The following is a 12,268-nucleotide window of genomic DNA, read 5'->3' on the forward strand; positions in this document are numbered from 1 at the left end:
CTACTCCCTCTCGTCGGGGAGCCATCAGAGTCGACTATCCGGGTGACGGTGAGTGGCCAGTGCGGACGCGCCGCGTCACGGTACCGTGATGCCGCCGGTCGGATGCACGCTGCCGACCGCCCCGGCCGGACAGCACCGGACAGCCAGCGGCCGACCCCACCAGCGAGCGAGCGGAAGGTTTACGCCCGTGCCCGCCGACGATCCGGACGAGCTGCTCCGGCACTTCTGCGCTGATCTGCGTCTGCTCTGGACGCAGGCGCAGGGACCGAGCCTGCGGGTGGTGAGCGCCCGGGTCGGTCTCGGCAAGAGCCAGGTGGGCGCGATCCTCAACGGCACGGTCCGCCGGCCACCCGACTGGGACGTGGTGCGTCGCCTGGTGGAGTGCTTCCACGACCACGCGCGGGCGCACCACCGGCTGTCCCAGTTGTCCCTGCGTACCGGGGTCGAGGAGACCTGGCGACCCCGGTACGCGATGCTGGAGTACGCCTTCCAGCGCAGGCGTACCCCGCCCGGTGGCACCGGTTCCCGCCCGCCGACGGCGTCCCGCCGGTGGCCGGTGCCCCGGCAACTCCCCCCGGTCGCCCGACACCTGGTGGGCCGGGCGGCCGAACTGGCCACGCTCGACAGGGCCGCCGCAAGCTGCGGAAAGCCGGACGGGTCGGCCACCGTGGTCGTGATCGACGGTACCGCCGGTGTCGGCAAGACCACGGTCGCGCTCTGGTGGGCGCACCGGGCCGGCGGCCGGTTCCCCGACGGACAGCTCCACGTCGACCTGGGCGGCTTCGACCCGAACGGCACCCAGGTCTCCCCCGAGAACGCCCTGCGGGGATTCCTCATCGCGCTGGGCGCCGACCCCCACCGGCTGCCGGACGACCTGTCCACGCGCGTCGCGCTCTACCGCAGCCTGCTGGCCGATCGTCGAGTGCTGGTGGTGCTGGACAACGCCCGCGACCCGGGCCAGGTCCGCCCGCTGCTGCCCGGCGGCCCCTCCTGTATGGCTCTCGTGACCAGCCGCAACCAGTTGACCGGCCTGGTCGTGGGCGAGGGCGCGCTGCCGCTCAGGCTGGAGTTGCCGACCCCCACCGACGCGGCGGAGCTGTTCGCGTCCCGACTCGGCACCGGCCGGGCAGCCGAGGAACCGGCGGCCGTGGCGGAGATCGTCGACCGCTGCGCCCGGCTACCCCTGGCCGTGGCCATCGCCGCCGCCAGCGCGGCCGACCGCCCCGACGAACCACTCGCCGCGCTCGCCGCGCAGTTACGGACCGGCACCGCGGTGCTCGACACGTTGTCCACCGGTACCGACGGCGCCGACGTCCGTACCGCCTTCTCCTGGTCCTATCGACGGCTGAGCCCGATCGCCGCGACCCTGTTCCGGACGCTGGGGCTGCACCCTGGTCCCGACGTCACGGTGGCCGCCGCCGCCAGCCTCGCGGGCGTACCCGTGCGGCAGGTCCGGCCGGCCCTGGCGGAACTGGCCCGCGCGCACCTCGTCTCGGCGCCCCATCGTGACCGGTACCGTACGCACGATCTGCTGCGCGCCTACGCGATGGAGCTGGCCAGGGCCACCGATCCCGAAGCGCGTCGACGGATGGCACAGGGTCGGCTCCTCGACCATCTGCTCCACACCGCCTACGCCGCCAGCCGGATGCTGGACCCCCAGCGTCACACCATCGCCATCCCGCCGCCCGACGAAGGGGTGACCGTGGTCGCCCTCAGCGACGAGGCCGCCGCACTGGACTGGTATGCGGCCGAGGAAACCACCTTGGTCGCGGCGATCCACGGCGCCGCGCGCACCGGCTTTCACGCCCGTGCCTGGCAACTGACGTGGGCGTGCGAGCCGATGCTGTACCGCCAGGTGCCCCGCCAGCAGTGGGCCGCCCTGCAACGGGTGGCACTGGCCGCGGCGCGGCGGATCGGCGACCCGCTGGCCCAGGGCCACGCCCATCGCGGACTCGGCCGCGCCTACAGCAGCATCGACAACCGCAGATTCCGGGCCCGCATCCACTTCAACCGGGCCCTGAGGAACTTCGCCACCGCCGACCGGCCCGTCGACGAGGGCTACGTACGGTTCCACCTCAGCCTGCTCTGCGAGCGAAACGGTGAGCACCGGGCCGCGTTGGAGCACACCCAGCGGGCGCTGGAACTCTTCGAGCGTGCCGGTCACCGTCCCGGGCAGGCCCGCGCGTACAACGGCCTGGGCTGGCAGCATGCGTTGCTCGGCGACTACGAGGTCGCGCTCGCCTCCTGCGCCCGCGCCCTCGACCTGATGCGGGCGGTCGGAGACCGGCTCGGGCAGGCCCAGGCCTGGGACAGTATCGGCTTCGCCCACCATGGGCTCCGGCAGTATGGGGAAGCGGTCACCGCCTACCGGCGCGCGCTGGCCCTCATCCGCCGGATCGGTGAGCGGAACAACGAGGCGGAGATGTTGGTCCATCTGGGCGACACCCACCAGGCGGCCGGCTCCCCGGAGGCGGCCGGGCGTGCGTGGCGGCAGGCGCTCACGATCCTCGACGAGCTTGGCGTCTCCGAAGCGGCCGCCGTCCGGGCACGGCTCGACGGAACACCGCCCGCGCGGCCGGCAGCGCCCCCGGCTGACGCGGACGGCGCCGTCCCACCGGCCAGTCCTGGGTTTGACCCGTTGAGGCGGTGAGAGGTTGATTGCGTGCAGCGGGAGAAGATGGCACGTGCCTTTTGAGGTGTTGGCCGTCCGCGACTCGCCGTGGACAGCGAGCGCTGCCCTGTACGTGCTGCCGGAGAACAACGGACCGAGGATCGAGGTCTCGCGTGGTTGTCTCGTGGTCACCGCTGGCGGCGGTGTCGATCGACTTCTCGGTCGACCCGGGAGACCTGCTCGACGACGAGGCACCGCAGGATGCTGACTCGACGGAAGGCCCGGTCTCGCCGGAGGCGGACCGGGAAGGGAAGTAGCTTTCCTTCCTTCAGAGACGCCCTTCCGCGACCTCAGGCGCAACAAGGTGCCCTGCCTTGCGCTCAGCGGCAGTGCGTAACAATGGGCGGCGTGACGTCCCCCCGTGATCTTGTGCTGCTGGGTTGTACCGGGTCGATCGGTACGCAGGCCATCGACATCGTGCGCCGCAACCCGGAGCGGTTCCGGGTGGTGGCGCTGGGTGCCGGTGGCGGCAACATCGGGCTGCTCGCCGCCCAGGCCCTCGAACTCGCTGTCGACGTGGTCGGGGTGGCCAAGGCGTCCGCCGCGCAGGATCTCCAGCTGGCGTTCTACGCCGAGGCGAGCCGGCGGGGCTGGGCCAGCGGGGAGTTCAAGCTGCCCAAGATCGTGGCCGGGCCGGAGGCGATGACCGAGCTGGCGCAGTGGCCGTGTGACGTCGTACTCAACGGGGTGGTGGGGTCGCTCGGGCTGGCGCCGACCCTGGCGGCGCTGCGCGCCGGGCGTACGCTCGCGCTGGCCAACAAGGAGTCGCTGGTGGCCGGCGGCTCGCTGGTCAAGGGCGCGGTGACGCGGCCGGAGCAGATCGTCCCGGTGGACTCGGAGCATTCGGCGCTGGCGCAGTGCCTGCGCGGCGGCACCCGGGGTGAGGTACGCCGGCTGGTGGTGACCGCCAGCGGCGGCCCGTTCCGCGGTAGGCGGCGCGACGAGTTGACGGCTGTCACGCCGGAGCAGGCGCTCGCCCACCCGACCTGGAACATGGGACCGGTCGTCACGATCAACTCGGCGACCATGGTCAACAAGGCGCTTGAGGTGATCGAGGCGCACGAGCTGTTCGACGTGCCGTACGCCGACATCACCGTGATGGTGCACCCCCAGTCGGTGATCCACTCGATGGTCGAGTTCGTCGACGGGTCGACGTTGGCGCAGGCCAGCCCGCCGGACATGCGGCTGCCGATCGCCCTGGGCCTCGGCTGGCCGGACCGGGTGCCGGAGGCCGCCGCCGCCGTCGACTGGACCACGGCGCACACCTGGGAGTTCGCGCCGCTTGACGACGAGGCGTTCCCGGCGGTGGCGCTGGCCAAGGCGGCCGGGGAGGCCGGTCGGTGCCGGCCGGCAATCTACAACGCGGCGAACGAGGAGTGCGTGGCGGCGTTCGTCGCCGGGCGGCTGCCGTTCCTCGGCATCGTCGACACGTTGCAGCGCGTGTTGGAGGAGGCTCCCGATTTCGGCGAACCGGGTACCGTCGAGGACGTACTCGAAGCCGAGTCTTGGGCGCGCGCACACGCGCAGGAGATCATCGCTGCTGCGGTGGAAGGAGCTTGATGTCGTTCGCGTTCGGGGTGGTTCTCTTCGCCCTCGGCATCCTCGTCTCGGTGAGCCTGCACGAGGCCGGGCACATGCTCACCGCCAAGGCCTTCGGCATGAAGGTCACCCGCTACTTCGTCGGCTTCGGCCCCACCGTCTTCTCGTTCAAGCGCGGCGAGACCGAGTACGGCCTCAAGGGCATCCCACTCGGCGGCTTCTGCAAGATCGTCGGAATGACGCCGCAGGACGACGACGTCGAGCCCGGTGACGAGAAGCGCGCCATGTGGCGCTACCCGGTGTGGAAGCGCACCATCGTGATGTCCGCCGGGTCGGCGACCCACTTCGGGTTGGCGATCTTCGCCGCGTGGCTGGCCGCGATGACCTTCGGCCTGCCCAACCCCGACCGCCCGACCACCGAGGCGCAGATCCGCGCCGAGCCGGCGGTGATCGCTCTCCAGGACTGCGTCCTGCCGGACACCACCTACCGCGAGTGCACCGCGAGCGACGCGGCCAGCCCGGCCGCCGCCGCCGGGCTCCGGGACGGCGACCGGATCACCTCGTTCAACGGCACCCCGATCAACAACTACGGCGACCTGCTCACCGTGCTGCGGACCGCCAGCCCGGGTGCCACCGCCACCATCGGTTACCAGCGCGACGGCCAGCCCGGCACCGTCGAGACCGTGCTCGGCACCACCAAGCGCCCCCCGATCGACAACCCCGACGGGCCGGTCACCGACGTTCCCGCGCTCGGCATCGGGCTGATCATCAGCACCCCCGGCCTGGTCAGCTACGGTCCGGTGGAGGCGGTCGGCGCGACGAGCACCTTCATCGGCGACATGGCGGTGGCCACCGCGCAGGCGTTGCAGCGGCTGCCGGAGAAGATCCCCGCGCTCTGGACCGCCATCACCGGCGGCGAGCGGGACATCGACACCCCGATCAGCGTGGTCGGCGCCAGCGTCCTCGGTGGTGAGGCGGTCGCCAACAACGCCTGGGAAATCTTCGTCATGCTGTTCATCTCGCTGAACTTCTTCATCGGGGTGTTCAACCTGCTGCCGCTGCTGCCGCTGGACGGCGGCCACATCGCCATCGCCTGGTTCGAACGAGCTCGTTCCTGGGTGTACGCGCGGCTGCGCAAGCCCGACCCGGGCCGGGTGGACTACTTCAAGCTGATGCCCTTCACGTACGTGGTGATCCTGATCGGTGGGGTGTTCACCCTGCTCACCATCACCGCGGACGTGGTCAACCCGATCACCCTCTTCCCAAAGTGAGTGCCTGAAGTGACCGCTGTCAGTCTCGGTATGCCGCCCGTACCGCCGCCGCCGCTCGCGCCCCGCCGGGCCAGCCGCCAGATCATGGTCGGGTCCGTGCCGGTCGGTGGCGGGGCACCGGTGTCCGTCCAGTCGATGACCACCACGTTGACCGCTGACGTGAACGCCACCCTCCAGCAGATCGCGGAGCTGACGGCGTCCGGGTGCCAGATCGTCCGGGTCGCGGTGCCCAGCCAGGACGACGTGGAGGCGCTGCCGGCGATTGCGAAGAAGTCGCAGATCCCCGTGATCGCGGACATCCACTTCCAGCCGAAGTACGTCTTCGCCGCGATCGACGCCGGGTGCGCGGCGGTCCGGGTCAACCCGGGCAACATCCGCCAGTTCGACGACAAGGTCAAGGAGATCGCGGCAGCGGCCTCCGCCGCCGGTACGCCGATCCGGATCGGGGTCAACGCCGGCTCGTTGGACAAGCGGCTACTGGCCAAGTACGGCCGGGCCACGGCGGAGGCGCTCGTCGAGTCGGCGCTGTGGGAGTGCTCGCTGTTCGAGGAGCACGGCTTCCGGGACATCAAGATCTCGGTGAAGCACAACGACCCGGTGGTGATGATCCGGGCGTACCGGCAGCTCGCCGAGCAGTGCGACTACCCGCTGCACCTGGGCGTGACCGAGGCCGGGCCGGCGTTCCAGGGCACCATCAAGTCCGCGGTCGCCTTCGGGGCGCTGCTGGCCGAGGGGATCGGCGACACCATCCGAGTGTCGCTGTCCGCGCCGCCGGTCGAGGAGATCAAGGTCGGCAACCAGATCCTGGAGTCGCTCGGCCTGCGCGAGCGCGGCCTGGAAATCGTCTCCTGCCCGTCCTGTGGGCGGGCCCAGGTGGACGTCTACAAGCTTGCCGAGGAGGTCACCGCCGGCCTGGAAGGGCTGCCGGTGCCGCTGCGGGTCGCCGTGATGGGCTGCGTGGTGAACGGTCCCGGTGAGGCCCGCGAGGCCGATCTGGGCGTGGCCTCGGGCAACGGCAAGGGGCAGATCTTCGTCAAGGGCCAGGTCATCAAGACCGTGCCCGAGGGGCAGATTGTGGAGACCCTCATCGAGGAGGCGCTGCGGCTGGCCGACGAGATGGGCGCCGAGCTGCCCGAGGAACTGCGCGACCTGATTCCCGGCGCCACCGTCACCGTGCACTGACGAACGCGACCAGTACGAGGGCGGCCATCCATCGGATGGCCGCCCTCGACGCGTACCGGGGTCACTCGGATTCGGCGAGGATCGCGTACAGCTTGCGGCGGGTTTCGTCGAGCACCTGGGCGGCGCGTTCCCGCTGGTCGTCGGTGCCCGTCATCATCACCTGACGCAGCGCCTGCATCGCCTGCATGCCGGCGTGACGAATGTCGTGCCAGCTGTTGATGGTGTCCTCGGCGACCTCTGCCCAGGGCGGCGTCTGGGCCGCCTCGTCGGCCTCGGCGCGGCCCTGCTCGGTGAGGGTGAACCGCTTGCGGCCACCGCCGGACTCCTCGGTGGCGGCGATGACGCCCTCGTCCTCCAGCAACTGGAGCGTCGGGTAGATCGAACCGGGGCTGGGTCGCCAGCTACCGCCGGTGCGGGAGTCGATCTCCTGGATCATTTCGTAGCCGTGCATCGGCCGCTCGGTGAGCAGGGCCAGCACCGCGTGGCGGACGTTGGGCCGGCGTCCCCGGCCCCGTCCCCGGCCGCCTCGGCCATGCCCGTGCCCGCCCGGCGGAAACGGCGGCCCCGGCGGGAAGGGCGGAAAACCGAACCCCCGCATCCGCCCCTCGTGCAGCCCATGTCCACGTCGATGGAACTTCATGCTGTTCTCCTTCGAAGAACTATCACTGATGCATCAACGATATATCGCCAACACAACGCCGACAACTCACCGCCACCCACCTCGCCTTGCCGACCGAGAAGTTTGGGTCGGGATGGGGCCCGAGGACGGCGAAACTTCTTGATCAACGCGGGTGGGAGGGTGGGGAGGGGTGGGGAGGGTGGTGGTTGCCGTCCGCCAACAGAAGGTGAACGAATCTGGCAGGCTGGTAACCGTGCTGACGGCGCCGGTGCGGCAAATCGGGGAATCGGAACGGCGTGCGGTCGAGCGGTTGCTCGATCTCGACCCGTTCGCTAGCGCGCAGGTCGCGGAGCGGGTCGCCGCGCGCGGGCTGGCCTGGTGGCGGGCCGAGGGCCGGGTCCTGGGGTACGGCTCCCGCCGCCACCTCGAATCCGTTTGTTGGCTCGGCGGCAACCTCACCCCGGTGCTGGCCGGCCCACAGGCCATCGCCGCCTTCGCCGACCTGCTGGCCGGCGAGGAACGGCTCTGCTCCTCGATCGTCGGGCGCGCCGACGCCGTGCTGCAACTGTGGGAGCGACTCTCCGACACCTGGGGACCCGCCCGCGACGTACGCCCGAACCAGCCGTTGCTGGTCACCGACGCGCTGCCCCCGGTCCCCGTCGACCCGCAGGTACGCCGGGTGCACAGCGGCGAACTCGACCGCCTCTTCCCGGCCGCCGTGGCGATGTACACCGAAGAGGTCGGCATCTCACCGTTGGTCGACGACGGCGGGCGCGGGTACCGGCGCCGGGTCACCGAGATGATCCGCTCGGGTCGGGCGTACGCCCGCTTCGTCGACGGCCGGGTGGTGTTCAAGGCCGAACTGGCGGTCGTCACCCGGCGCACCGCGCAGGTCCAGGGGGTGTGGGTGGCACCCGAGTGGCGGGGACGCGGCATCGCCACCGCCGCGATGGCCGCGGTGGTCGCGGACGCGCTGACCCGGGTCGCCCCGACGGTCAGCCTCTACGTCAACGACTTCAACCTGCCCGCCCGGCGGGTCTACGAGCGCTGCGGCTTCCGCCCGGTCGGCACCCTGGCGACCGTGCTGTTCTGAGCCGGCCCCAAGTCGGCGGAGACCTTCGTCACGCCCCGCCACCGGCGAAAATGCGTTGAGTCAGGCGGCCGGGCGAAGCAGGCTGGAAACTCCGCCACCAGACCGGAGGAACCGACGCATGCGCCTGCTCCGTGATCTGTGGGTCACCTCCACGCGCCGGATGACCCTGGTGGTCGTCCTGATCCTGCTCGGCGGCATCGGCCAGGCGGCCACCGCCGCGCTCGCCGGGCCGGTGCTGCTGCACCGCTCCGTCGGGTTCTTCGTGCTGCTGTCGGTGGCGCTTGTCGCGGCGGTCGTCAGCGACCTGGTGGTGAGCCTGGTGATGGCCGGCGTCACCGCCGACTGGTCCGCCGACCTGCGCCGTCGCCTGTGCCGGGTGGCGCTGGGGCAGCCCGTGCCCGCGCTGGAGACGACCCCGGTCGGTGAGATGCTCGACCGCATCGACGGCGACGTGTACGACGTCGCCTCGGGCGTGCGCGGCCCCGGCGTACGGCTGGCCCAGGCGCTGGCCGTCGGCCTGCTCTCCACGCTCGTCGCGCTCACCGTCTGGTGGCCGGCCGGGCTCGGCATGCTGCTGCTCTGCGTCGTGCTCGCGTTCACCCTGCGGCGTCCCGCCGCCCGGATCGCCCCGGCCCGGATGCACGAGGAAGCGGCCTGGTCGGACCTCGCGGCGGTGATGGAGGAGTCGATCCACGGCCAGGACGACGTACGCACCAGCCTGGCCCGGCCGTACGTGCTGCGCCTGTACGCCCGCCGGGCGGCCGAGGTGTTGCGCCGTGGACTGCGGGTGTGGCAGATGTCGGCGCAGGTCAACACCGTCGCGGCCGGGGTGACGCGGGTCGGGGTGGCGCTGGTCGTGCTCGGCGGGGTGTGGGCGTTGACCACCGGCCGGGTCGATGCCGCCCGGATCACCGCGATCTGGCTGCTCGCACTCTCCCTCGGCATGACCGTCGAACACGTCAGCCGGATGGTGCCGGAGGTGCAGTACGCCCTCGGCGCGTGGGGACGGGTGCAACTGCTCTCGGCCGCCCCGCAGGAACCCAGCGGCGGTGCCGCACCCAGCGACGGTGACCTGGTCATCCGCGACCTGACCTACCGCTATCCGAGCACCGGGCCGGACGCCGACCGTGGCCCCGCACTGCGCGACGTCGACCTGACCTTCGTCCGGGGCCGCTCGTACGCCCTGGTCGGCCGGACCGGGTCGGGTAAGTCCACGCTGGCCAAGCTGCTCACCCGGGCGGTCGACGTGCCGGCGGGGACGGTCCTGCTCGCCGGGCGCGACGTGCTCGATCTCGACGTGGAGCAGCTGCGCCAGTGGGTCGCCGTGGTGCCGCAACGGACCGAGATCCTCGCCGGCACGCTCGCCGAGAACGTGGCGCTGTTCGACCCCGAGCTGCTCGACGCCGCCGCCCGGGCCCTCGACGAGCTGGGGCTGGCCAACTGGATCGCCGAGCTGCCGGCCGGCCTGGACACCCGCCTCGGCGACGGCGGCCACGTGCTCTCGGCCGGTCAGGAGCAGCTGGTCGCCTTCGCCCGGATCCTGGTCCGCGACCCGCACGTGGTGATCCTCGACGAGGCCACCGCCCGGCTCGACCCGGTCACCGAGACCCGGGTGCAGCAGGCCACCGAGCGCCTGCTGCGCGACCGGATCGGCATCGTCATCGCCCACCGGTTGTCGTCGGTGAGCCGCTGCGACGAGGTGGTGGTGCTGGCCGACGGCGCCGTGGTCGAGGCCGCCCCGCTGGCCGAGTCGCGACGCTTCGCCGAGCTGCTGGCGGCCGGCCACCAGGGCGGGCACGGTGTCGACGCGGCGACCGAGCTGCTGCCGGAGCCGGCGACGGACCGGATCTGGGCGGAGCCGGCGCTCGTCGGTGCCAACCCGGCCGCCACCACACCAGCCGGCACGTTCAGCCCGGCGACCGCGATCGGCGTGCCCGCGGGGGCCCGCACGGCCGCCGGGCGTGGCGCCGACGTGCTGCTGCCCGTCGGTGGCGAGACCGGCGACGGCACCGGCTCGCCACCGCCGGACGATGCTGAGCTGCCCGCCCGGCACGGCGTCGAGGCAGGTCTGCCGGTGGGCGATCCCGCGCCGGTCGTCGGGCCGGAGCCGGTCGACCCGGCGGAGGGGCGACAGGTCGGCGGGCGGGAAGCCGGCGCCGGTGCCACGGACGCGGCGACCGAAGCCGACCGGCGGCCGGCCTCCCGGGGACGGACCCTGCGGGAGATCGCCCGGCTCTGCCTCAACGACCCCCGGTACGGCGCGGCGGCGGTGGGCATCTTCGCCGTGCTGGCGATCCTCGGCCTGGACGGGCCGGTGCTCGCCTGGCTCTGGGCCGACGTGGTCGACGGCACCGGCGACCCCTGGCTGCCCGCCGTCGGTATCGCGGCCGGGCTGATCCTCGCCATCCCGGCGCACTACTGGACCCACCTGTGGTTCCCCGCCTGGTGGGTACGGCAGATGCTGCGGATCAGCGCCCGCCTGGTGTACGGCCAGACCGGCCCGCGCCGGGTCAGCCGGCACACCCCCGCCGAGGTGGTGGCCCAGGGCGGCGACACCGAGCGGGTCGTCCAACTCGCCGACAACGTGCTCGACCAGACCGTCGGCCTGATCCTGCTGGTCGCCATGACCCTGATCACCGGCAGCGTGGTGCCCGGACTGTTCTTCCTCGGCACGATGGTGCTCTCCGGGCTGGCCGCCACGGCGTTCGGCCCGAGACTGGAGCGGGCGGCGCGGGACACCGTCGCCGCGCGGGCGGCCTTCGCCACCGCCCTGGTCTCCACGCTGTCCGCGGCCCGCACGGTGAAGCTGGCCGGGGCCACTCGACCGGTGCTGACCCACCTGGCCGACCTCGACACCGTACGCAGCGAACGGCAGCGCCGGGAGATCGCCGTGCAGGTCTGGGCGCGCTCCACGCCGGCGGTGGCCAGCGGGCTGTTCCCGATCGGCGTGTGGGCGTTGTTCCTGACCGGTGGGCTCTCCGCCGGGGCGGCGCTGGTCGCGGTCGCCACGTTGGGCGCGGCACGCTGGTTCGCCTGGACCACCGCCTCGCTGATCTCCCAGGTGCCGTCGGCGCGGGTGTGGACCCGACGGACGGCCGAGATGACCGGGATCGAGGCGTACTCGGCGCGGGTGCCCGGGGTGGACCTGGCCGCCGGCACCGCCCCAGCCCCCACGGTGCCACCGCGTACCCCGCTGCGGCGGCTGGAACTGGTCGGCTTCGGCGTCCGGCACACCGATGGCACCACCGCCGTACGCGACGTGGACCTGACGGTGGCACGCGGGCAGCTGGTCCTGGTGGTCGGGCCGGTCGGCTCGGGCAAGTCGTCGCTGCTGCGGGCCCTCGCCGGCATCGCGCCGCACACCGGGGTGCTGAGCTGGAACGGTGAGCCGGTGACCGAGCCGGAGCTGTTCCTGCGCCCCAACCAGGTCGGCTACGTCGGTCAGCTGCCTCGGGTGCTCTCCGGCACGGTCGCGGACAACATCACCCTCGGGCATCAGGTGGACGCCGCGCACGCGGTCAGCACCGCCCAGTTGGACCACGACCTGGCCGCCACCGGCAGCGGACTCGGCCTGCTCATCGGGCACAAGGGCACCCGATTGTCCGGTGGCCAGCTGCAACGGCTGGCGCTGGCCCGGGCGCTGGCGCCGCGTACCGAACTGCTGGTGGCCGACGACGTCTCCTCCGCGCTCGACGTCACCACCGAGCTGGCGCTCTGGCAGGCGCTGCGGGACCGGGGCGTGACCGTGGTCGGCTCCACCTCGAAGCGGGCCGCGCTGGTGCGGGCCGACCACGTGGTGGTGCTCATCGCCGGCACGGTGGCCGCCCAGGGCCCGTGGCGCGACCTGGACCGACGCTGGGGTCACCTGGCCGGCTGAGAGCGGGTCTGAGATC

8 protein-coding genes are annotated in these 12,268 nt (G+C 72.3%); 7 read left to right on the forward strand and 1 reads right to left on the reverse strand.

Annotated features, from left to right (window positions below; all coding sequences use genetic code 11):
* Positions 1–187 precede the first annotated feature (187 nt).
* The 5 genes from O7597_RS19180 (at position 188) to ispG (ending at position 6,663) form a co-directional block, all read left to right on the forward strand.
* Positions 188–2,650, forward strand: coding sequence for a tetratricopeptide repeat protein (locus O7597_RS19180; RefSeq protein ID WP_281580313.1), 2,463 nt, complete (start codon positions 188–190; stop codon positions 2,648–2,650).
* Positions 2,651–2,784: 134 nt separating this feature from the next.
* Positions 2,785–2,928 carry a hypothetical protein gene (locus tag O7597_RS19185; protein ID WP_269739363.1) on the forward strand — a complete coding sequence of 48 codons (144 nt, stop codon included), beginning with the start codon at positions 2,785–2,787 and terminating at the stop codon, positions 2,926–2,928.
* Between the two features lie 91 nt (positions 2,929–3,019).
* Positions 3,020–4,231 carry a 1-deoxy-D-xylulose-5-phosphate reductoisomerase gene (dxr, locus tag O7597_RS19190; protein ID WP_269739362.1) on the forward strand — a complete coding sequence of 404 codons (1,212 nt, stop codon included), beginning with the start codon at positions 3,020–3,022 and terminating at the stop codon, positions 4,229–4,231.
* The gene (locus O7597_RS19195; protein WP_281580314.1) at positions 4,231–5,481 is read left to right on the forward strand and encodes a site-2 protease family protein; all 1,251 of its coding nucleotides are present in this window, start codon (positions 4,231–4,233) and stop codon (positions 5,479–5,481) included. The genes dxr and O7597_RS19195 overlap by 1 nt, the downstream gene beginning before the upstream one ends.
* A 9-nt stretch (positions 5,482–5,490) precedes the next feature.
* Positions 5,491–6,663: a flavodoxin-dependent (E)-4-hydroxy-3-methylbut-2-enyl-diphosphate synthase gene (ispG, locus tag O7597_RS19200; RefSeq protein WP_281566475.1), complete on the forward strand. Its 1,173-nt coding sequence runs from the start codon at positions 5,491–5,493 to the stop codon at positions 6,661–6,663.
* A 61-nt stretch (positions 6,664–6,724) separates the two neighbouring features.
* Here the strand turns inward: ispG and O7597_RS19205 are convergent, their stop codons facing one another.
* A complete protein-coding gene (locus O7597_RS19205) occupies positions 6,725–7,303 on the reverse strand; it encodes a PadR family transcriptional regulator (RefSeq protein ID WP_281580315.1) in 579 nt (192 codons plus the stop codon).
* Positions 7,304–7,535: 232 nt separating this feature from the next.
* On the opposite strand from O7597_RS19205, the gene O7597_RS19210 reads away from it, so the two are divergent.
* Complete coding sequence (locus O7597_RS19210) at positions 7,536–8,375, forward strand: DUF4081 domain-containing GNAT family N-acetyltransferase (protein WP_281580316.1); 840 nt, start codon at positions 7,536–7,538, stop codon at positions 8,373–8,375.
* Positions 8,376–8,493: 118 nt separating this feature from the next.
* The gene (locus O7597_RS19215) at positions 8,494–12,252 is read left to right on the forward strand and encodes an ABC transporter ATP-binding protein (RefSeq protein WP_269739357.1); all 3,759 of its coding nucleotides are present in this window, start codon (positions 8,494–8,496) and stop codon (positions 12,250–12,252) included.
* Positions 12,253–12,268 lie beyond the last annotated feature (16 nt).

It is taken from the genome of Verrucosispora sp. WMMC514 (assembly GCF_027497295.1).
GTDB lineage: Bacteria > Actinomycetota > Actinomycetes > Mycobacteriales > Micromonosporaceae > Micromonospora > Micromonospora palythoicola.